At 43.0% G+C, this 22,055-nt stretch carries 15 protein-coding genes; 5 read left to right on the top strand and 10 right to left on the bottom strand.

Features of this window, described 5'->3' with window-relative positions; translation table 11 throughout:
• Window positions 1-162: 162 nt before the first annotated feature.
• From L4C38_RS03115 to L4C38_RS03125, 3 genes are read right to left on the bottom strand one after another with little or no spacing between them, the layout of a single operon-like run.
• On the bottom strand, window positions 163-1,242 hold the full coding sequence (locus L4C38_RS03115) for a sulfate ABC transporter permease (RefSeq protein ID WP_428796069.1): 1,080 nt from the start codon (window positions 1,240-1,242) through the stop codon (window positions 163-165).
• Window position 1,243: 1 nt separating this feature from the next.
• A complete protein-coding gene (locus L4C38_RS03120; protein WP_428796070.1) occupies window positions 1,244-1,729 on the bottom strand; it encodes a hypothetical protein in 486 nt (161 codons plus the stop codon).
• Window positions 1,730-1,746: 17 nt separating this feature from the next.
• Window positions 1,747-4,836 (bottom strand): response regulator, encoded by a 3,090-nt coding sequence (locus L4C38_RS03125; protein ID WP_428796071.1) that lies wholly within the window; start codon window positions 4,834-4,836, stop codon window positions 1,747-1,749.
• 320 nt (window positions 4,837-5,156) lie between these two features.
• Between L4C38_RS03125 and L4C38_RS03130 the strand changes: the two genes are divergently transcribed.
• Window positions 5,157-5,396 (top strand): HP1242/YdcH family protein, encoded by a 240-nt coding sequence (locus L4C38_RS03130; protein WP_428796072.1) that lies wholly within the window; start codon window positions 5,157-5,159, stop codon window positions 5,394-5,396.
• A gap of 262 nt (window positions 5,397-5,658) precedes the next feature.
• Here the strand turns inward: L4C38_RS03130 and L4C38_RS03135 are convergent, their stop codons facing one another.
• The 5 genes from L4C38_RS03135 to L4C38_RS03155 form a co-directional block, all read right to left on the bottom strand.
• On the bottom strand, window positions 5,659-6,558 hold the full coding sequence (locus L4C38_RS03135; RefSeq protein ID WP_428796073.1) for a helix-turn-helix transcriptional regulator: 900 nt from the start codon (window positions 6,556-6,558) through the stop codon (window positions 5,659-5,661).
• Window positions 6,559-6,755: 197 nt separating this feature from the next.
• Window positions 6,756-8,921, bottom strand: a complete 2,166-nt coding sequence (locus tag L4C38_RS03140) for a TonB-dependent receptor (RefSeq protein ID WP_428796074.1) — start codon at window positions 8,919-8,921, stop codon at window positions 6,756-6,758.
• 180 nt (window positions 8,922-9,101) lie between these two features.
• Window positions 9,102-10,613, bottom strand: coding sequence for an ABC transporter ATP-binding protein (locus L4C38_RS03145; protein ID WP_428796075.1), 1,512 nt, complete (start codon window positions 10,611-10,613; stop codon window positions 9,102-9,104).
• Between the two features lie 4 nt (window positions 10,614-10,617).
• Window positions 10,618-11,334 carry an energy-coupling factor transporter transmembrane component T gene (locus tag L4C38_RS03150; protein WP_428796076.1) on the bottom strand — a complete coding sequence of 239 codons (717 nt, stop codon included), beginning with the start codon at window positions 11,332-11,334 and terminating at the stop codon, window positions 10,618-10,620.
• Window positions 11,334-11,921 carry an MptD family putative ECF transporter S component gene (locus tag L4C38_RS03155; RefSeq protein WP_428796077.1) on the bottom strand — a complete coding sequence of 196 codons (588 nt, stop codon included), beginning with the start codon at window positions 11,919-11,921 and terminating at the stop codon, window positions 11,334-11,336. Before L4C38_RS03155 ends, L4C38_RS03150 begins: the two co-directional genes overlap by 1 nt.
• 411 nt (window positions 11,922-12,332) lie before the next feature.
• On the opposite strand from L4C38_RS03155, the gene L4C38_RS03160 reads away from it, so the two are divergent.
• On the top strand, window positions 12,333-14,162 hold the full coding sequence (locus L4C38_RS03160) for an ABC transporter ATP-binding protein (RefSeq protein ID WP_428796078.1): 1,830 nt from the start codon (window positions 12,333-12,335) through the stop codon (window positions 14,160-14,162).
• Window positions 14,152-15,891, top strand: a complete 1,740-nt coding sequence (locus L4C38_RS03165; RefSeq protein ID WP_428796079.1) for an ABC transporter ATP-binding protein — start codon at window positions 14,152-14,154, stop codon at window positions 15,889-15,891. The genes L4C38_RS03160 and L4C38_RS03165 overlap by 11 nt, the downstream gene beginning before the upstream one ends.
• A gap of 166 nt (window positions 15,892-16,057) precedes the next feature.
• Here the strand turns inward: L4C38_RS03165 and tkt are convergent, their stop codons facing one another.
• Both tkt and tal read right to left on the bottom strand, forming a co-directional pair.
• On the bottom strand, window positions 16,058-18,064 hold the full coding sequence (gene tkt / locus L4C38_RS03170; protein WP_428796080.1) for a transketolase: 2,007 nt from the start codon (window positions 18,062-18,064) through the stop codon (window positions 16,058-16,060).
• An 80-nt stretch (window positions 18,065-18,144) separates the two neighbouring features.
• Window positions 18,145-19,095: a transaldolase gene (gene tal, locus L4C38_RS03175; protein ID WP_428796081.1), complete on the bottom strand. Its 951-nt coding sequence runs from the start codon at window positions 19,093-19,095 to the stop codon at window positions 18,145-18,147.
• Window positions 19,096-19,608: 513 nt separating this feature from the next.
• Between tal and L4C38_RS03180 the strand changes: the two genes are divergently transcribed.
• Both L4C38_RS03180 and L4C38_RS03185 read left to right on the top strand, forming a co-directional pair.
• The gene (locus tag L4C38_RS03180) at window positions 19,609-20,598 is read left to right on the top strand and encodes a sugar-binding transcriptional regulator (RefSeq protein WP_428796082.1); all 990 of its coding nucleotides are present in this window, start codon (window positions 19,609-19,611) and stop codon (window positions 20,596-20,598) included.
• A 154-nt stretch (window positions 20,599-20,752) separates the two neighbouring features.
• On the top strand, window positions 20,753-22,045 hold the full coding sequence (locus tag L4C38_RS03185) for a glycoside hydrolase family 18 protein (RefSeq protein WP_428796083.1): 1,293 nt from the start codon (window positions 20,753-20,755) through the stop codon (window positions 22,043-22,045).
• Window positions 22,046-22,055 lie beyond the last annotated feature (10 nt).

The raw sequence follows: 22,055 nt of genomic DNA on the forward strand, positions 1-22,055 counted from the left end.
AAGCAGATGCATAATTGAATTACATGCCTTTGAATGTTAACTAAGGTGGCTATGAGACTGTGTTTATGCAGAATCTCATAGCCACCTTGGTTTAAAAAACATCATTTATAGGGTATGTACAGGGGCTTTCTTTTGTAAATACCTTATGCCATCAACTTGTGTTTAGAAGACAAAATTTACCGTTATGCTAAATAGATTCGCGTGGCTGCTATTTGGGGTTTCGACAAATGAGCCCTCTAGGTTTTGTTTTGAATCGAAGTATTGCCACTCTGCATTAATAGAAACGCTGTAAAAAAGGTCATAGCGAGTGCCTAAAAATAGACTGTCGGCTTCGAGCTTATCACTTTCATTGTATTGTTGAGCATAAGAAATGTAAGGTGTCCATTTGCCAAATCGATTGGCAGCTAATGCGTACCAAGAAGTCGTTCTATCGTTTTTTTGAGCTTCACTGGTTAGGGTCAAGTTCTCAAACTCGTATTCCGCACCAACGGCAAATAGTTCTATTTTATTGTCCTTTTCCTCTTCGACAAAAGAGGGAAGAGTGACAGGTCCCATAACAAAATTGTGAATTGTCACTTTTTGGTCGTACTTTGAATTTAAGTAAGAGAAGTTCCATCGATAGTCGTTGCTCGAAAAAACGACATTTAACCCCATCATTTCATGCGTATTCAGTTCTAATAGCGTACTACTGTTGAGTTTTATTTCTTTAGTATCTTCGATTCCTGCGAAAGGGGTAATAGACAGTGTGTATTCCTCACCAAGGTCTTTTGTCCACGTTACGCTACCTCCCTCATAATAAGTAATGCCTAATATGCTGTTATAAACTTCACCTGGTGGGCGAGCGGGGGTATAGGCTTGACCAACATAATAGTATTCAGAATAGAGGAACAGCGGAGCTCGCAGGCGACCAACATTAAACGACCAGTTATCGATAGCATAAGCTAGGTATCCCCATTCTAATTCAGGTTCGCTCCAATGGTCTTGTGGGCGCTTCACCAACTGAGCTGATGCCCTTAGGTTTTCGTAGTAAAGATCGAGCTGAAGCCCGAATGTTGTGTCGCAGTCAAAACAGCTACTATCATCAATTTCTCGGTGAATGAGTAGTGGTGTTGAATTATCACTCTTTGCCCAAGATGTTGAACCAAAGCCACTTATGTTGGCATATTCATCGAGTTCAATGTTTGCAAAAGCACTTGGGGTAGTACAAATAACACCGAGTAATAGAGGAATCCATTTATTCATATTAGTTTTCCTCACTTACGACAAATAGCACTTTGGCATTACTTGGAAGTACCTCGATTGGAGCATAACCAATGCGATTCGGTCTTTCTTCCATCCATTCAACTAAGCTTTGAACTTCTGATTCAGAGATTTCTTTTGGAGGTCGGGCTTTACCTGAAAATGACAGCGCCGCCCAATGCGCATTCATCTGAGCTGTGTTCTTACCGAGTAAGTACCGATAGAACTCTTTTCGTTCTTCGCTTTCTGCCGGCCAATCAGCCAGTTCAAATCGTTGACCATTTAATGACTTTGCTTTTCCACGATAAAGCTTGCGAGCTTTAAACACAGATATTTGTTCGAATGAATTGTTGAGGCTGAAAATAGCGTATTGCTCAGCTGCAAGAGAGTGGCTAGGGTGAGACATTAAAAAGGCAGACAAACAAAGCACGATAATAAGTACGTGTTTCTGATGTTTGAATTGTCTATTCAATCGTGTGGAACATTCCATGTGTAGTTGTCCTAGGCTCATACGATACTTTCGATTTTGTCGATAAGTGTTTTTTTACGCACAGGTTTAGCTAGATAAGCATCCATACCTGAATCAAAACATCGCTGGATATCATCGTCAATAACACTAGCTGTTAGGGCAATAATGGGTGTTTTATCAAGCCCATACTTTTGTTCAATTCTACGGATTTCTCGTGTGGCTTCAAAGCCATCTTTAATTGGCATCATGCAGTCCATAAGAATGACTTGATAGCCATGATCGTGGCGATACATATCGATTGCAATCTGACCATTTTCGGCAATGTCGTATTGGTATCCTGCTTTATCTAGAATCAAAGATGCGACTTTTTGGTTCACTCTGTTGTCTTCGACAAGCAATACTTTTCCTGTTGTTGGTATTAAATTAGAAGCGTGTGGCTTGTCTAATGTGGAGATCGACTCCGTTGCTTGATTCTGCTGTTTTACTGCGTCCATTTGAATGTATGCGCCAATTTTTGTCAGTAGTGAATCAGCTTTAAATGGTTTGGTTAAATAGTCGTCCATGCCAACTTGATAGCAGTGTTTAATATCATCATCAAGTACACTTGCCGTGAGTGCAACGATGGGAACTCGTGTAGATAACGCTTGTTCAAATGTACGAATATTTTCTGTAGCGACAAAACCATCCATGACAGGCATCATGCAATCCATCAGGATCAGTGAGTATTTGTGCGGGTGAGAAACGTACATTTGAAACGCCTCAGCACCGTTGTGAGCGATTTCGAAGTCTATGCCTGCATTACTTAAATGTAGCCCTGCTATTTTCCGGTTTACAGCATTGTCTTCAACAACTAGAACTCGTTGTTCATCAGTCACACGTTCAATGATTTGATTAGGCACCTCAGACACTGCGGTATTACAAGTTGTAAGGGCTCTGAGCAAACGTTGGCCGAGTAAAGGTTGTGTGACTATCGCCTGAATGTTTGATTTAAAGTTATAAGGTTGGCTCAGAAAGTGTCTAACGACACATAGACGATCATTGTCATTCAAGCCTTGCAGTTGAACATCGTACAATGCTGCGGAGTCTGCTTCGGATTCAATGAAGATAGTTGTATCTGAGACTTGCTTAGCTTCACTGATGTATTCATCAATCGTTTGGTATTCACTCATTACCTGCTGGTCGAAGAACTGTAGTTCTCTTTTGACGGTCTCACGCAGTGATCCATTCTTACCAATTAAGGTCACGGTTGAATGAGTGTTGTTTTTAGCACAGTATTGTTTATGCTCGATCTTGAGTGTTAGGCTGAAGTAAAAACGACTGCCTTGGTTCTTGTTGGACTCCACTTCTATTTTTCCGCCCATCATTTCAACCAGTTGATGGCTAATAGTTAGTCCTAAGCCCGTACCGCCAAACTTACGAGTGGTTGATTCATCTTCCTGAGCAAAAGGCTTGAAAATTTGTTGCAGCTTGACATTATCGATGCCAATCCCAGTATCGATTACTGAAAACTGTAAATCTACTTGATCATGATCTCGTAAATTACTGCGAACTGACAATTCGACAGTGCCTTGTTCTGTGAATTTAACTGCGTTAGAAAGAAAGTTCATCAGAGTTTGTCTTAAGCGATGATCATCAACCAAAACCATATAAGGAGTGTCATGGCTAATCGTTACCTTCAGTAGCAGACCCTTCTCTTTCACTTTGGGTGCAATTATCGAGGCAACATCATAGATTACCTCTCTGATAGAGGTTGATTGGTGGCTAATCAGTAACATCCCAGATTCAATTTTAGAAAAATCCAAGATGTCGTTAATTAGGCTTAATAACAATTGAGATGAAGTTTCAATTGTATCAACGTAGTCTCGCTGAGATGCGGATAACTTGGTTTCAGATAGAACTTCAGAAATACCAATCACACCATTGAGAGGCGTTCTGATTTCATGAGACATATTGGCGAGAAAGCTGCTTTTCGCTCGGTTAGCGCGAACGGCTGCATCTTTTGCTTTTTCCGCATCTTCTTTTGCTTGTGTGAGACGCTCATTGGCTAGTGTTCTTTCAATAGTGATGCGTTCTACTTCATGTGCAAAGCGGCCTAGTTCGTCATTGCTATGGACGGTTTTAGACAGTAAATCGAGTTGCTGGTGGTCTTCCGATTTTAAGTAATCTAAAACTAATTGGAGCTTATGGGTCATATGGCGAGTGAGGCTGAAAGCAATGAATATGACAATTAAAGTGAGTATAGAGACAAGGCTAATATAGAGAAGGCGTTTAACCTGAGCTTGCTTGATAGATGATTGTATCGTGTTTACTATCTGAAACTCTATCGTACGACCAACTTCACTCAGTAGATCCAACCGAGCATTTAAAGCGTTAATACCTAGCTCAATATCGGTCTTGTTAAGTCGAATCAGGGAGTCTTTAGATGCCAGTTCTTGGCGAAAACTTTGACTATGAATAAACGCTGAGTTGCTGAATGCTTGAGTCATCAGTTTCACTTGATCTGCATTAGCATTGAGATTGACGAATCGTTCAACGAATAGTTGCTGGCGTTCTGCTAATGTATTTAATTGCTCGCTTATATCTTGGTCATAATAGTTATCCTCTTGGAATGACTGAAGCAAGATATTACTTAACTGATTTTCCTCATTTGCCCAAAAGACCATCCACTCAAGTTGTATTAGCGCGGTAAGGTTGTTTTGTATGTCATTAGGCACATTGCCTAAATCATGTTTTTCTAGAGTCAGCAAGATTTGCCTGTACAGATCTGCTTGCCATTCAAAATTGTCCCATTTTTCTTCAATACTTTGGTTCGTTGTTAACTTTTGCTGTGTTGATATTAAGTTTTCTATCGAGGCATGGATCTCTTCAGATTGATCTCGGTTGAAAATTTGTGGAATGAGGTTATTGAGAGAGGACGACGAAAGAGCATTTGAAGTAGGAGAGTAAACACTCGAGACGCCACGTAGAAAACTGGTAGCATTGCTCGCTTTTAGCAGTGCTTCGGTACTTTTGTTAAGCGCTGAAATTTGCACAATAGCTAAGTAAATAAGCAGCAGAGTCGGCAAAGAGACAAGGCCGTAAAGCTTGTATTTAAGCGATATATTTTGCCAAGAGTTCCACTTGATCATTATTGTTATTATCCGAATTAAGCCATCTGATATGAAAAGTGTAGAACAGCCACGAAGTTAATCCAGTATAACTAAGTGATCTTAATATCAATTTATGACAATGAAACATAAACGAAACATTGTGCTTCTTACTCTTGTGATAAATGGGTCATTACAGTGGAATGTAACAGAGAATCGTCTCACTCCTAAGCGCTGAACACCATCGTTAAGCATTTGCTCGCCTCAGCATTGAATCTATTTTCAAACTATAATTAAGGTAATGCTTGCTAGAGGACAGGCAGATAATAGTTGGAGAAGACGGTTAGACATAAGGAGTCATTATGCTAGGAGAAGATCATTCCCTATTGAGTGAATTTCCAGAACATGGAGACGTCATTCATAAGCTGACTCAAAATGATATGTCGTTTGCTAGCGACGTAAAAGAATATGACTCACTTGATCGTGAAATTAGAGTACTGGAACTAAGAGGCTCACCAATTGACGATATGGCGATGTGCAAGCTAAAGCAAAATAGGGCTGTATTGAAAAACTCACTTTACCAACGTATCGTTATAAAGTAGTTACTATACCCGTCATACTTGAAGTTGCAGCGGTGTTGTCTGTGTTCGTGCGCCCCAATCACATAGTTCACCTATGCTCAGGGGGCTTTCTTACTTGCCGCCTACCTGCACCTTCAAGTTTCTTGGGTATAAATGGATCCAAACACCCGCTAATTTAGCGGGTGTTTGGATCATGGTGTATTTAATTGATGGTTTTTCAGAGTACTTCTCTGAGAGAAAGCCTTCAATTTGTCGACACTGACACCAGATGCGTCAATATTGATTAGGAAATGAAACTAAGCTCGGATGGAATCGCTTCTTTTCTGGCATCTTTGGGTTTTATATTGAACTCTTTGCTAAATGCAGCACTGAAGTGGCTGACATTGCTGTAACCCAAGATCATTGCAGTTTCGGTTACATTGTTGTCCTTAAGCAGTAGCATCGCTTTCTTCATTCGTTCTTGTTGAAAGTGAGCGTAAATACTGCGCTCATAAAGCATTTTGAAACCTTTTTTTAGCTTACTCTGGTTTAATCCGACAGCATTAGAAATATCCGCAATTGTAGGGGCTAGGCTCAGATCTTTCAGTAGATACTCTCGGGCTAGTTTTAATTGGTATTTCTCTCTAGTTGAAAGTTCGCCGTTGTTATAATTTTCGCGAAACGCATTGAGCTGCCAGTGAATGAACTCTAATACTGCGGAGTGCAATAGCAATTTACAGGTTGGTTTTTCTATCAGTGACGCGATATGGTGAGCCGTTGATTGCAGCTTCATATTGTTACATGGTTTTTTTATGAAAAAATCAACATTGTTTAAATCGATGCCGAGAAAATGCTGTTCGACCAAAGACCCCAACAGCTGTGGCGTTATCATGATATCAAGATTGCAAAATGAGGGAGAGTTCATTAAATGGAAGTCTTCTCCACAGGAAAATCCCATCATTGCATCGCCTTCTTTCAAGTCGATAAATGTATCTCGAACTCTTGCTTTGAAGTGACCTCCAAGTAAATAGTTCAGGTGTATATATTTGTCATCACTCGGAAAAGAGGCATTGAGGCAGTAGTTGCTGTCGGAATGACAAATCGATATAGCTAAACCTGGTTGGATATCGATTTTTTGTTCATTGCTTTGATATTGCGGAATCATTTCTCTTGGTGGTAATGCATCGAAATTAGAATGTATCACTAAAATCTATCCTTAGTTAATAACTGTCTCCTCAATAAAAAGAGTGTTATGAAATAACAAAGGTATATTAACAAATATAATATTTAAATGTAAATGACATTTATTCTCAATTGCTTTTTTGCAGTATGAAGCGCGTTGAGTAAACACAAATGATCGATGGTAAAGAGGGGCATAGATGCCCCCTCTTTCTGAAGGTTTTAGTAGTACGCGTTAAAGGTTATCCCAACGCTTTGCGGGTCACTTGCCTCTACGGTATGGCCAGATCCAAAGTCGAATTCAACTGTTGAATAGTTTTCATCAAGCGCATTTTTCATCCATAAATATACCTCCCAATTTCTAGCTTCAACCCCTAATTTAACGTTGACCAATTGGTATGAGTCTTGTTTCAAGGTATTCAAGCTATTGAAGTAATAGTCTCCAACGTGGAAAACATCCAAACGGCTGAACAAAGACAATTGATCCGACAGCTGGTGGTTGTTTTGTAAGGCGAAGTTTGCCGTTAGCTCGGGAGTATTGACCATTTTCTTGCCACTGCAACTTTGCTGGCTGGTCATTGCGCAGCTCTCGTAGTCTTGGTATTTAGCGTTGGTGTAGCTACCGCCTAATTCTATTAACCAGCCAGAAGCAGGGGTGTAACGGGTTTCAAATTCAAGCCCTTGGCTACGCCCATGACCGGCATTATCCGTCATGATGGTATTGGTACTCTGAACTAGTTGCTGCACTTGTTGATTTTTTATATCGATATGAAATAGCGCAGTGCTCAGTTCAAGTGAGTTATCAAAGAAAGATGCTTTGTAGCCCAGCTCATAGTTAGTGCTCGTTTCAGAGTCATAAGTTGGCTTGTTTTGGTTCGGGTATAAGTGGTCAAAACCACCTGCGCGGTATCCTTGGCTAACGCTTGCATAGACCAGCGAATTCTCGTCAGTTGCGTAAGAAAGTCCAATTTTTGGCAGCCATTCATTGAAGTCTTTGTCACCTTGAATGTTTACATTTGAGGTGCTTTGGTTATTGGTGCGAATGTCTGCTTTACGTCGTTCCATATCCACTCGTAGACCCGCGGTTAAGATCATTCGTTCGGTTAAATCATAATCAATTTGACCAAATGCGGCATACCCTGAGTTTTCCTTCTCGACATCGGTTGAGTCTATATAGGGACCGCCCCAGCCAATAGCGGTATAGTCAAGCATGCTGGTGCCATTGGTTTGATATTTGGCATAGTAGCCATAAAGACCAGCCAGCCATTTCACATTGCTCAGGGAGTTGGACGCCCAACGTAGTTCTTGTGAGAACTGCTTTTGTTGTTCTTCGGCAATATTGTGATAAATAAAATCTGTTCGACTACTGGCATCTTGGTCGGCAGAGTTATAGCTGTCCCAATCGCGCCATCCTGTGATTGAGGTGAAATCAAAATGGTTAAATTCGTTTTTCATGACAAGCGTAATACCATAGGCATTACGGTTATCTTCACCATCATAGTTGTGGTCAACTTTGTCTGGGTTGTTGTGGATAAAGTCAGCGTTACCCAGAGCATAAGAGTCACCTCTTAGGCGTTGGAAATCGAAAATAAGATCAGATTCAAAGGTATAGTTTGGTTCCCAACGGAGTTTTGCTCGGGCAACAAAATCTTCTCTGGCACCGTAATCTTTGCCATTGTGAATATTGGTTAAATGACCACTATTGTCGTTAAATGCCATGCTAAGCCCGCCGTAGAGCGTATCTTCTATTAGCGGGGTATTCACACCAAGGCTGATCTTACGTCGATCAAGAGTGTCAGCAGTGATAGATACACGAGCGTCAGTAATGTTATCTGGCTTTTTAGTTATAACATTGATGATACCCGCCAATGAATTACCACCGTACAGGGTGCCTTGAGGTCCACGAAGTACTTCAATACGTTCTGCGTCGGTTAGATCCAAGTCAAACATACCGTTATTGGTGTAGTTCACGCCATCAACATAAAAGCCCACGGTAGGGTCGGTAAACAACCCTGGCCCTATACCTCGAATGAAGATGTTATTTTCACGAGACCCACCCCAAGTAAAAATGTGTAGGTTAGGTACGTGCTGGCTGAGATCTGTTATTGAGCTGATTTCTGCATCTTTCAGGTCTGAATCAGTAATCGCCGAGATACTTGAACTTACATCCATGATATCAGCATTGCGCTTTTCTGCTGTAACCGTGATAACTTCAAGCTCAGAAGATTGACCTTGTGCATTATCGTTAGCTAGCACGTTCGCTGTTGTGCCAATCGTTGTGCAGAGTAGCCCTGCTTTTGCCAACATAGCGAGTCTATTGATTTTATGGATTCGCGTAGGTGTATTTAACTCTGATTGGTCCTGTATCTGTGTTGGTGTGGCTTGCATACCTCTGTACTCCTTGAAATAGCAACACATATGTAATTGATAATCATTCCCTTAATTGTCTTGTTTAACGAGTTCATCGGCTACCCGAATAAGACCGTTTAAACCCGAAACGGATAGATTTGTTAATGAGAAAGCGCTACCGAGTGACGGCGCTTATAGTGGAAATGGAACTACGTGTGTTTAGATCACGCGACCGCTAAAACTATCAAATGCTTTAAGTTGCTTAAGTAGTCGATCGCTTTGCTTCGAGCCAATATCAAATTGGTGTGTCAAATGACCGGATTCAAGTATTAACATTCGCTGGCTAATTCGTGTGATGAATTCAGGGTCGTGACTGATCAGAATAACGGTGCGATTGAAATCGCAAGCCATTTGAATGAGATCGGCTAGTGCTGCCATATTGAGCCAATCTAAACCGCTTGTAGGCTCATCAAGCAACAATAGTTCTCGTTCACTTGCTAGGGCGGTTAATAGCGCGAGTCGTTGCTGTTGACCGCGAGACAGTGCTAATGGATGTTTGTCTGCTAACTCTTCTAAGCCGACTTTACTTAACCAATCACGAGCTCCAAGCTCTGAAGGTTTTGGCATACTTAATTGGATCTCTTCTAATACTGAATCTGCCACCAGTTGTTGGTGTACATTTTGAGAGACCAGAAAACTGTGTTGTCGACGTGTTCGCCAATACCATTGTGTTTTACTATCATTCAGCACGGCTTGGTTGCGGTGCTGTCCTGCAATAATTTTAATCAAGCTAGATTTTCCTGCACCATTAGCCCCCAAAATGGTCGTCACTTGCCCTTTAGTAAAAGACAGTGATGGTGTATCAAGCCATGTTTGACCGTTTTGGCCTAAGCGTACAGGCGACAGGTGATAGCTATCGGCCGTTGCCCTTACAGTTGAGCCTGCCCAGTTAAGTTCAGAAAAGTGTGCTGGTCGTAACCCTTGTTGCTCTAAGATTTGACTAGAACGATTAAAAAACTGTTCTCCAGCAATAGTTTCTCGTATGCTACCTTTATCCATACGCACCACACGGTCGACTAAACCGTTCAAATAAAACAGGCGGTGCTCAGCGATAAGAATGGTCTTTCCTTGTGCTCGCCACTGCTGAATTATTGAGCGTAACATGGCAATACTGTCGGCATCTAAATTAGCCGATGGTTCATCGAGTACATAAACATCTGGATTTAACATACTGACGGAAGCACAGGCCAGTTTCTGTTGTTGCCCACTAGACAGTTCAAAAATGGATTGTTGTAGTTGGTCCGATAACAAAAACTGTTTAGCAACGTCGTTAAGCCGTTGATTGATGGTAGAGACAGGATGACCTTGATTTTCGAGCGAAAAAGCTAACTCATCTTCTACGGTGGTGGTAAAGAATTGGCTTGAAGGGTTTTGAAATACGCTGCCAACTTGCTTCGCCATTATCGCTAAATCATAGTGATTGATTTCTTCGCCGTGAACCAGAACACTTCCTCTTACATCTGCACTGAAATAGTGCGGAATTAAGCCATTTGCTAGGCGAAGTAACGTACTCTTCCCACACCCTGATTCACCACAAAATAGCACCACTTCGCCTTTCGCTATATGTAATTCAATATTTCTAAGGCTCCAACAAGCAGTATCATGATGTTCATAGCGCACACTTACGTCGTGTAGAGTTAGCAACTCGACACTTGAAGTAACTGAATTCATAAATCTATCCAAAAAACAAAGAGGCTAGTAATAGGCAAAGTGGCGAAATTATCAACGCCAGCACAAGGTAGTCACGCCAAGAGAACACGAGTAAGTGGCGTTCGGTTCGTGTTACAGAAGACGAGAAACCACGGCTTAATGCAGCAGTTGATAATTCCTCACCAATGCGAGAGGTGTTGATCAAAAGAGGAAATAGCCTTAAGCGGAAAATGTGCTTGAAGCGTAAGCCTCGCATCGCCAAGTTGTTTTCAAGCGCGCAGGCTTCAGCAAAAACGGTTGGGAAAAAACGAAATACGACGGAAAGTGGTATCGTTATGGGTTGTGGTAGCCCCAGTTTGCGACAAGCGGATAAGAATTCGCTGACCGTCGTTGTAGAAACTAGATATATACCAGAAAAGATCGCGGGCAGAATTCGTGTTATTACTCCTACTAAAACCAGCAGCATAGAGTTAGTAAAACCATCAGTTATGGGTACTAGGAAATAGGCAATGTAAAGACAGATGCCGTAAACGGCACCGTAACATCCGGCTAAATTAAAACGACCTTCTAACCCCAACAACAATAGGGGCACCATTGCTAAAAGATAGGTAGCCGGGCGAACCCAATCGTGATTACCTGATACCCCACTGACAACAAATAAACTAACGCTCAACAACAGTAAAATTTTTGTTCGTGGATCCAGAGGGAATCGGTGTCGCCGCCTTTGGTTGCTTAATAGCATTAAACAATCCCTGCGCGTTGAAACTGATTTGAGCATGCTTTCCTACCGATAATGCTTCCAATGGCTCCGCATACAAAACATGCAGCAAACAGAACGGGCAATGACCACATAGGCAATAAGCTTTCTAATTGCTGAGCATAGGAATCACTATACCCTTTTGCCAGCATGGCAAAGTATTCTTCGCGCCCCACAAAAAAGGGTAAAAAATTGCCGATAACCCAACAACTGAAGATGGTGTAAGCACATAAGCTCAACGTTGAATTCTTATATTGACCACGTGCCAGAATTAAATCTGCGATTAGTCCAAAAAACAAACCAGTGAAACAAGCCCAATACCCCATACCCGCAATAAACATCAAGGTTCCATTGATGGTGCCCAGTAAGGTTACCATTCCAAACTTTTCCACCTTTGTTAGAAATAGCATGAACGGAATACCACCGACTAAAGCAGGAATGACCGCGAGTAAAATAATAAAAACAGGTATAAAACCTAAAAACCCGATAGTCAGCATGATAATGAAATACAGAACAGAATAGATGCCGACATTAATTAGATCTTTCGCGTTTAGGCGCGATGGTTTGCTCATCGTTCACTCCATATGATTTTTAGCAAGAATCTCTATTCAGATTTAAGACAGCGAACTAAAAGCTATCGCCATCTAACCAGAGGGAATCGTTAATTACCTGACCACAAGGTACTTCAACAATTATGTGAGTAGTGAAAAAACAGAACCACCCAAATCGGGTAGAAAGCCCCCCTAAGCGGTAATAGGAATCATTATCTTGCATTATATTTTGAGAGGGCAGAGAGAAAGCGACGCCACCAAAAATTGCGAACCGGCTTTAGGCTGGAATCGGTACTGTTCGGGTTTGAAATGATTATTTATCCTGAAATTGAGCCGAATGGGGTACTGGCTATCTGATACGGGTAGTTTGTGATTTGGTCTGGTCCTAAAATCGCTCGCATTGTTTCCTGTTGTTGCGAAGGAATTGTCATTATGCCTCAACCGAAAGATGACACTGGATGGCTATGTTTATGGAGAATTATAAAGGTTCAGAAAGGGTGTCTTTTTGTCTCTTTGATGTTTACTTCAGCTGCCGCTCTGTTGGAATTATTGCCGTACTGGTTGATTTTCCAAGCAATGGAGGGAGTATTAAATTATCAACAGCTTTCTATTTCTACTACTCAACTGAAGGAACTGTTGTATCAGGCAGCACTGTGGATGTTGGCTGCTTTGGTCATTAAAAATCTTGTGTATGCCGCAGCCTACACATTTAGTCACAAAGCTGCATTTCGTATATTGACTTACACACGGCGGATTCTCGCGACTCGGCTAGCATGGGCGCCTAGTCACTGGTTACAGAAGTACCACTCCGGTCAACTCAAGCTAGCGCTTCTCCAAGATGTAGATAAAGTGGAGAACTTTGTTGCCCACCACACCGTGGAAGTATGGGGGGCCGTTATTGGTCCAGTCATTGTGACCGGATATCTGTTATGGGTTGATTGGCGCTTAGCGCTAGCTTCCTTGTTCGTCGCCCCACTGGCGGTGTTAAGTTCAATGCTCGTCATGCGCGGAATGAAGCCACTTTACGAAGAATATCATCAGTCTTCGGTGAACTTAAATAACACCACAGTAGAATACCTGCGCAATATGCCAGTGATGAAATTATTTCAACAAGACAGCCGACGTTTCAATATGATGGTTGGTTGTCTTGAACAGTATTACGGTGTTGTGGATAAAATTACGACGCTTACCGTTCCTCGTTGGTCATTGTTTACCAGCTTACTCGGCGCGAACTTACTGGTGATCTTACCAATATCAATGTTTCTTTATCAAAATGGAGAGATACGCTTACTAGACATATTAATGGCGGTGATATTAGGCAGTGGGATGCTGCGGCCGTTATTAAAAGTTAGCCATTTCTTTACCGAGGTCCAAGAGGTGCTAGTTGGGGTTAAGCGACTTAGCCCGATTATATCAATGCCAAGTACTTGCAATACCGATTCGTCAGTGAGGTTAGCTGCGCCATTACGCATTGTCTTCAACAATGTTTCGTTTAGTTATGGTGGCCAGCAGGTGCTTAAAGACCTTAATTTAACGGTATCAGCAGGTTCAACCACGGTGCTAATGGGATCATCAGGGAGTGGTAAGTCAACTGTGGCTCAATTGTTAGCAGGTTTGTTATTACCGGATACCGGTGAGATACAGATTAACGACGTGTCAGTTATGGCATTAAATAACCAACAGCGTTCAGCGCTAATTGCGGTGGCTTCTCAAGATGTCTTTTTATTCAAGGGAACGATTCGAGATAATTTGAAACTAGCCCGTGATGGTATTACTGATAAAGAGATGCATCATGCCATTGCAGTTGCCCAAGCTGATGAGTTAATACGTCGGTTACCCGGCGGGTATGATACTCAACTGCAAGAGCAGGGTGTCCGTCTTTCCGGTGGAGAGAAACAGCGTATCGCCTTGGCGCGAGCTTTACTTGCTGATACACCGATTCTGGTACTGGATGAAGCGACTGCGTTTGCTGATAGCTTGACTCAAAAATCATTTTACCATGCGTTAAAACAGCATTTCCCACAAAAGACGGTATTGGTGATAGCTCACCGTACTTACGGCTTAGAAGATGCAGATAAAATTGCAATTGTTAATGATGGCACGATAGATGCGCAGGGGGGGCACACTGAGCTGCTTGCACAAAGTGACTATTATCGGTTGATTTGGCAATTGCAAAACGAAGATGACAATTGGACGATTGGTGCGAACAATAGTGCGAACAGCCGCCACCCGCAGAGAAAGGAGCTGGCTCATGAAATCTAACAGTATCCTTGCTGCCATTCTAAGAGTAAAGCGACGCAGTGGACGCAGTTCTTCGCAATTGGTCAAAGGCATTATCTGGCGAATTGCGGAACGTCTGCTCGATGTGTTGCCGATGTTGGTGTGCTTTTGGTGGTTGCAATCCGTACTATTGGCAGAGAGCACAATGGGGGAAGAGAAGATCTCGGTGCTAGCGATGACAGCGCTGCTGGGGGGGATTTTTTTACTTCAATTATGTTGTGCAATGCGTGGTCAAAAGGACGGTTTTCTCGGTAGCTATTCGATTATGAGTGGTTATAGAGAGAAATTGCTCGATAGAGTTCATCGGTTACCATTGGGGGCGCTTTACCGCTATCGAACGGGGCAGTTGACCGATATGGTTACTGACGATGTATTACGGCTTGAAAATATCTTCACCCACCTAATAACCGAGGTTCTTGCTACTTTATTGATACCAATGATGTTGATAGCGGGATTGTTGTGGGTTGATTGGCAATTGGCACTCAGTTTGATCATCGGTTTTCCTATTGGTTTTTTGATGTTGCAAAGCACGCGTAACTTGTTTGTGCAGATGAGCAACAAGAAAAAAAACGTGTCTCGTAATACGTCAGCTTTGATCGTTGAATTTGTTACAGGCATTGGTACGTTACGATTATTTCACCGTGCCGAGTTATGGTTGGCTAAGCTATATCACCATTTTGATGAGATGAATCGTGTCACCATCAAAGTTGAGCAGTGGGGAGCCGGACCTGTTGTAGTTTATAGATTATTAGTTGAACTGGGACTGGTGGTGTTTTTCCTAACGGCTGCGTATGCGCTTGATGAGACAAGTGTCAGCGCGCTGACTTTATTGCTTTTTATGCTGCTTGCGCCTCGTGTTATCTCGCCCTTGCTTGAAATGGGGCAGCACCTTACGGTGTTACGTTATGCTGTTCAGAGTGAAGGGAAGCTAGAAGGTCTTTTTCGTCAGACGTTGCTAGTCGAACCCGACAAACCAGCTGTGATTGATGAGTATTCAGTGAGCTTTGAACAGGTGTCTTTTGCCTACGAAGATAGCCCAGTACTGTCTAACCTAAGTTTTACCGTCCAACATAAATCTGTTACGGCGATTGTTGGGCCTTCTGGTAGTGGAAAGAGTACGATAATGAATCTACTTGCGCGCTTTTATGACCCGGATCAGGGCGTGATAAAGGTAGGAGGCGAAGATATTAAAGCATTGGGCACTGAAGGTCTTTACAACAATGTCAGTATGGTATTTCAACAGGTGCAGTTGTTTGATGGCTCAATTATGGAGAATATACGTATTGGTCGTCCACAAGCTAGCGATGAGGAAGTATACACCGCTTGTAAGATGGCATATTGCGATAAGTTCATTAACCAGCTGCCACTAGGCTATCAAACTTCAATTGGCGAAGGGGGGACTAGCTTATCCGGAGGAGAACGGCAAAGGATCTCAATTGCTAGAGCATTGCTAAAAGACGCGCCGATCATCTTGCTAGATGAAGCGACTGCATCGGTTGATACTATCACTCAGCACTATATTCAAAAGGCTTTATCTGAACTGGTCAAGGATAAAACGGTGATCATGATCGCCCATCGTCTACGTACCATCCGCGATGCTGCGCAGATCTGCGTGCTCGATGGAGGTCAACTTGTTGAACATGGTACTCACGCTAAGCTATTAGAACAGCAGGGGCTCTATAGGCGTCTTTGGGACGCACAGAATAACTAAAAAGCTTTTTAGTATATAACCCGTCATACTTGAAGTTGCAGCGGTGTTGTCTGTGTTCGTGCGCCCCAATCACATAGTTCACCTATGCTCAGGGGACTTTCTTACTTGCTTGGGTATAGACAAAAAAACACCCGCTAATTTAGCGGGTGTTTTTTTCATGATGTATCTAATCAATTAATTCTTGTGCGGTATTCACGATGTTTTCAACCGTGAAGCCAAACATTTCGAATAGTTGATCAGCTGGTGCTGATTCACCAAATGTTGTCATACCGATAATACGACCATCAAAACCAACATACTTGTACCAGAAGTCAGCAATGCCCGCTTCAATTGCGATACGCGCAGTGACATCTGATGGAAGCACAGCTTCACGGTAAGCGGCGTCTTGCTTGTCAAATGCATCGGTAGATGGCATTGAAACAACACGTACTTGCTTTCCTTCAGCGGTAAGCTTGTCAGCCGCTGCAACCGCTAGTTCAATTTCAGAACCGGTCGCGATTAGGATCAACTCAGGCTTGCCTGCACAATCTTTCAGGATGTACGCACCTTTAGCGATGTCAGCTACTTGCTCAGCGCTGCGCTCTTGTTGTGCAAGGTTTTGGCGTGAGAAGATCAGCGCTGTTGGACCGTCTTTACGCTCAATAGCCAGCTTCCAAGCTACTGCCGATTCAACTTGGTCACATGGGCGCCATGTGCTCATGTTTGGCGTTAAGCGCAGTGATGCAATTTGCTCAACAGGTTGGTGTGTTGGACCATCTTCACCCAAACCGATAGAGTCGTGCGTGTACACTTGGATGTTCTGAATTTTCATCAGAGCAGCCATGCGCATTGCGTTACGTGCGTATTCCATGAACATTAGGAATGTTGCGCCGTAAGGGACAAAACCACCGTGAAGCGTAATACCGTTCATGATAGCTGTCATACCGAATTCACGTACACCGTAATGGATGTAGTTACCTGCGAAATCACTTGATTCAAGAGACTTAGAACCCGACCACATAGTTAGGTTAGAAGGCGCTAGGTCAGCAGAGCCGCCCATGAATTCTGGAAGCATTTGACCAAATGCTTCTAGTGCATTTTGTGATGCTTTACGCGATGCAATGTTTGCAGGGTTAGCTTGAAGATCAGCAATAATTTGACCTGCTTTCTCTTCCCATTCGGCTGGTAGTTCACCGTTTACGCGGCGTTTAAATTCAGCTGCCAGCTCGGGGTGTTCTGCTTCATAAGATGAAAGTTTCTCATTCCACGCTGCTTCCTTAGCTGCGCCTGTTTCGATCGCAGACCACTGCGCATAGATTTCCTGCGGAATTTCAAAAGGACCGTGCTCCCAACCTAATTGTTTACGTGTAGCTGCAATTTCTTCAGCGCCTAGTGGTGCACCGTGACAATCGTGTGAACCTGATTTGTTTGGTGAACCAAAACCGATGATGGTTTTAGTACAGATTAGGGTAGGGCGAGGGTCCACTTTTGCTGCTTCAATCGCAGCATTGATAGCTTCAGCATTGTGACCGTCTACTGCTGGGATAACATGCCAGCCGTATGCTTCAAAGCGTTTAGGCGTATCATCAGAGAACCAGCCTTCAACGTGACCGTCGATAGAGATGCCGTTGTCATCCCAAAATGCAATCAGTTTGCCTAGACCCAATGTACCAGCTAGAGAACACGCTTCGTGCGAGATACCTTCCATCAAACAACCATCACCCATGAATGCATAAGTGAAGTGGTCAACAATCTCGTGGCCTTCTTTATTGAATTGAGCTGCGAGTGCTTTTTCAGCCAACGCCATACCAACCGCGTTGGTGATGCCTTGACCTAAAGGACCTGTGGTCGTTTCGATACCTGGCGCGTAACCGTACTCTGGGTGACCAGGAGTTTTTGAGTGAAGTTGACGGAAGTTTTTCAGATCGTCAATTGATAACTCGTAACCGCTAAGATGAAGCAAAGAGTAAATCAGCATTGAACCGTGACCATTAGACAGTACGAAACGGTCACGATCAGCCCACTCAGGGTTTGCTGGGTTGTGGTTTAGGTGAGAACGCCAAAGAACTTCAGCGATATCTGCCATACCCATAGGAGCACCAGGGTGACCTGAGTTTGCTTGTTGAACACCATCCATGCTTAGAGCGCGGATTGCATTGGCTAAATTTTTTCTCGTTTGAAGGGAGTTATCCATAATAAACACCGAATACCATTTGTTTCAAAAAGGGGATATAAAGAGGGGAACGCAAACGTTCCCCTTATTGATTCTTTCGGTTACAGCTTAGCTGCAATCATTTCTTCAAGCTTACCTTGGTCAACCGCGAAGTTGCGGATACCTTCGGCGAGTTTTTCAACCGCCATTGGGTCTTGGTTGTGGTCCCATAGGAACTGAGAGTGATTCATTGCTACTGGGCGTTCAGCTGTGCCTTCAGTATCGATCAGTTTCTCTACTACTTCGCCTTCAGCTGCTTCTAGTTCTGCAAGTAGAGCTGGCGCGATAGTTAGGCGGTCACAACCTGCAAGTTCAAGGATTTCGCCAATGTTGCGGAAGCTTGCGCCCATAACGACTGTGTTGTAACCGTGCTCTTTGTAGTAGTTATAGATAGCAGACACTGATAGTACGCCTGGATCTTCTTGCGCTGCAAAATCGCGACCTTCTTTAGCTTTGTACCAGTCCATGATGCGACCAACGAATGGCGAAATCAGGAATACGCCAGCTTCAGCACATGCGCGAGCTTGAGCAAAAGAGAAAAGCAGCGTTAGGTTACAGTTGATCCCTTCTTTCTCAAGAATTTCCGCCGCGCGGATACCTTCCCAAGTAGAAGCCAATTTGATTAGGATACGATCATTAGTAATGCCAGCATCGTTATACATTTTGATAAGTTGGCGAGCTTTCGTCACGCTGCCTTCCATATCGTAAGATAGACGAGCATCTACTTCTGTAGAGATGCGACCTGGAATAGTGGTTAGGATTTCTTTACCGATGTTAACTGCAAGCATGTCACAAGCGTCTTGAACTTGTTGTGTTTTGTCTGAGCTTTGTGCTTTTGCGTATTCGATAGCTTGTTCGATAAGTGGCGCGTACTCAGTAATTTGAGCGGCTTTCAGAATTAGAGACGGGTTAGTGGTTGCATCTTCAGGTTGGTACTTTTTGATTGCATCAATCTCACCAGTATCCGCTACTACAGTAGTCAGTTTACGAAGTTGCTCTAATTTGTTGCTCATAATCGATCATCCTATTTCTTAATCAACGCCGCTGATGGTTGGGCGTTAACATTTGCAAGCGAGTTAGCGAATAGTGCATGGCTAAAGATAGTCCGCTTCTACTCATTAACAGAAAATTTTTGCCGCCAGAGCATTTGCTGTGAGCATTTGATCTAACGATGAGTAAATGATGTGCCCATATTTATCTTATTAGTGCTCAAAGTCAATTGAGTAGTGCCAATTTCGGTGAGCTGAATCAAGAATATTTTTTGTTGAATTAGTATAAGTGTTATTTAAACGTTTGCCTAGCTGTAACAAGGTGTGCGAGTAAGCGATATCGTAAAAAGTGGTGAGTGAGAAAATGTAATGGTAGTGAGCAAAAGTTGCATTTAAAAGCGGTTGTGACATATGCTACGTCGGTGAGCAAATGATCGACAAAAAAGTGAGTAAAGAGGGCATACCCAAGTAAATTTTGTGAATTCGTTTACGAGCCGATTTTGCTTGGGTATATCCGTTAAAATATTTTGGAGTCTCATGGCGACCAATAACCAAGACAATGCGATTGATAGTACCGATCTACTGACTGAAATAGCGGTGGCATACTATCAAGACGGCGCAACTCAAGAAGAAATTTCAAAAAAATTCGCTATTTCACGTGCGAAAGTCGGGCGTTTGCTTAAGCAATCACGTGATGAAGGTATTGTTGAAATTACTGTAAAATATCACCCGGTATTTAGTGCCAAAATTGAACAACGCTTGGTAGAGCGATTTGGTGTAAAAAGAGCGTTGGTTGCTCTAGATCAGCCAAACCAAGAGCAACAACGGCTACAAGTCGCGGGTTTAGTGTCGAAATATTTGGCGAGCACTTTGCAAAACGGCACAGTAGTCACCATTGGTCAAGGGCGTAACGTGTCTGCTGTAGCGCATCACGTCGGCGTTATACCGCAAAAAGACGTCAAATTCGTATGCAGTATTGGGGGTATCCACCCACGTGGAGGCATGTTTAATGCCGATCATATCTGCCGCCAGTTTGCTAAAAGTTATGGCAGCACTTCCGAAACACTCTATGCCCCTGCTTACGCTGAAAATCGAGAGCAGAAGCTCGCCTTTATGCAAAATGCCACTGTCAAACAAACATTAGATTTAGCTCGAAAGGCAGATGTTGCTTTGATTGGTATTGGTGACATGAGTGAAAATAGCTACATGGTTGATTTAGGCTGGTTTACCGCAGATGAGGTGGTGCAATCACGGATGCTTCAAGGTGTAGTCGGAGATTTCGCTGGTTATGATTTTTTCGATATTCATGGTGTTGCGGCAAAAACTGTTATGAGCGACAGAGTAATAGGCTTAGGAATCGATGAATTTAAATCGATATCTGAAGTGATTGCCATAGCGGCAGAAAATAGCAAACCGTTAGCACTGCTAGGGGCACTAAGGACGGGCGCAGTCGATGTCATCGCAACCAGTGTTAGCAACGCACTTACGGTGTTAAATTTGGATGAGCAAATCGCGGATAGAAAGTAGCAGATAGAAAATAGTGTTCTGTAACTAATGTCGTAGTGCAACGGCTGCAATGGGGATGGGGGTGGTTAAATATCGCTCGCATCCCCGTTTTCTTTCAAAGCCAAAAATATTCTTCCTTGTTCTATTAGTAGGTGATTTTTAATGGAGAGTAACAATGAAGAAATCTCTGACCTTGGCCGTTGCTGCGAGCATCCTAACATTTGGGGCTCATGCACAAGAAAAAGTCGTTGCGGGTTATTTTGCTGACTGGCAATACACTAACCCTGATAATCCATATCAAGTAAAAGACATTCCTGCTGAAAACCTTACCCATATTATTTACGCCTTTCTCAGCATGTGTGGCCCCCATACCGGTGCGAGCGAAAAAGTACAAAATCAGGTAGCGAAGCAGTGTGAAGGTAAACAACCGTACACCGCTATTATCGTTGATAAGAAAGCTGCCCTTGAACAGTACTTTGGTGCAGTTCAAGTTGATGTTCCCTATCAAGGGCACTTTGCGCAGTTGGCTCAACTGAAGCATGACCACCCAAAGATTAAGATTTTGCCTTCTTTCGGTGGGTGGACAATGTCTGAACCATTTCACGCGATGGCGAAAGACCCTAAAGCTATTGCTCATTTCTCAAAAACTGCGGTAGAGCTAATTAATCAGTACGCCTTTTTTGATGGTATAGATCTCGACTGGGAATATCCCGGTGGCGGTGGTTTAACCACATCACCTTGGAGCCCCGAAACTAAATTATCGGATGAGCAAAAATACGCTGAACGCGATGCGTTTACACAGCTGGTTAAAACGTTACGAGGCGATTTAGATAAGTTAAGTTCTGCGACAGATCGAGAATATGAGTTATCTACAGCTGTGGGCGTAGGTCCAAAAGCGGCGCAAATCGATTGGAATGCTGCCAGCCCTTATCTCACCAATATGTTCGCAATGACCTATGACTTTCTTGGAGGATGGGGAGCCCAAACGGGCCATACGACTAACTTACATGCAACCGATCGAAGTTGGTGGGGGATGGGAGCCGATGTGTTCATTAATCAGATGATTGAACAGGGTATTCCGGGTAAAAAACTGGTGATAGGTGCCGCTTTTTACGGTAGAGGCTGGCAAGGAACGCAGTCTTACAATGGCGAGCTACCTTCTAAAAGTTTACAGTCTGATGGTGGAGCGCCTTTCGGTACGGGTGAAAACGGCTACTTTATGTTCTGGGACTTAGTCAAAAACTATGGCGCAGATCAAGGCTATCAATATAATTATGATGAGCAATCTCAAGCCCCGTATCTATGGAATCCAGATAAGAAGGTGTTTATTTCGTTTGAAAATGAACGCTCTATTAAAGCCAAAGCAGCATGGGCTAAAAACACTAATTTGGGTGGAATTTTTACATGGGAACTTTCTGGTGATCCTTCAGGGAAATTAGTTGAAGTTATGCGGCAGGAAATCGAGTAAATAATAATAC

Origin of the sequence: Vibrio kasasachensis, assembly GCF_050337565.1 — a bacterium.
Lineage (GTDB): Bacteria > Pseudomonadota > Gammaproteobacteria > Enterobacterales > Vibrionaceae > Vibrio > Vibrio kasasachensis.

Bases quoted from the DNA above. Each gene is read 5' to 3' on its own strand.
- L4C38_RS03115 (WP_428796069.1), bottom strand. From the start codon at position 1,242: ATGAATAAATGGATTCCTCTATTACTCGGTGTTATTTGTACTACCCCA.
- L4C38_RS03120 (WP_428796070.1), bottom strand. From the start codon at position 1,729: ATGGAATGTTCCACACGATTGAATAGACAATTCAAACATCAGAAACAC.
- L4C38_RS03125 (WP_428796071.1), bottom strand. From the start codon at position 4,836: ATGATCAAGTGGAACTCTTGGCAAAATATATCGCTTAAATACAAGCTT.
- L4C38_RS03130 (WP_428796072.1), top strand. From the start codon at position 5,157: ATGCTAGGAGAAGATCATTCCCTATTGAGTGAATTTCCAGAACATGGA.
- L4C38_RS03140 (WP_428796074.1), bottom strand. From the start codon at position 8,921: ATGCAAGCCACACCAACACAGATACAGGACCAATCAGAGTTAAATACA.
- L4C38_RS03145 (WP_428796075.1), bottom strand. From the start codon at position 10,613: ATGAATTCAGTTACTTCAAGTGTCGAGTTGCTAACTCTACACGACGTA.
- L4C38_RS03150 (WP_428796076.1), bottom strand. From the start codon at position 11,334: ATGCTATTAAGCAACCAAAGGCGGCGACACCGATTCCCTCTGGATCCA.
- L4C38_RS03155 (WP_428796077.1), bottom strand. From the start codon at position 11,921: ATGAGCAAACCATCGCGCCTAAACGCGAAAGATCTAATTAATGTCGGC.
- L4C38_RS03160 (WP_428796078.1), top strand. From the start codon at position 12,333: ATGCCTCAACCGAAAGATGACACTGGATGGCTATGTTTATGGAGAATT.
- L4C38_RS03165 (WP_428796079.1), top strand. From the start codon at position 14,152: ATGAAATCTAACAGTATCCTTGCTGCCATTCTAAGAGTAAAGCGACGC.
- tkt (WP_428796080.1), bottom strand. From the start codon at position 18,064: ATGGATAACTCCCTTCAAACGAGAAAAAATTTAGCCAATGCAATCCGC.
- tal (WP_428796081.1), bottom strand. From the start codon at position 19,095: ATGAGCAACAAATTAGAGCAACTTCGTAAACTGACTACTGTAGTAGCG.
- L4C38_RS03180 (WP_428796082.1), top strand. From the start codon at position 19,609: ATGGCGACCAATAACCAAGACAATGCGATTGATAGTACCGATCTACTG.
- L4C38_RS03185 (WP_428796083.1), top strand. From the start codon at position 20,753: ATGAAGAAATCTCTGACCTTGGCCGTTGCTGCGAGCATCCTAACATTT.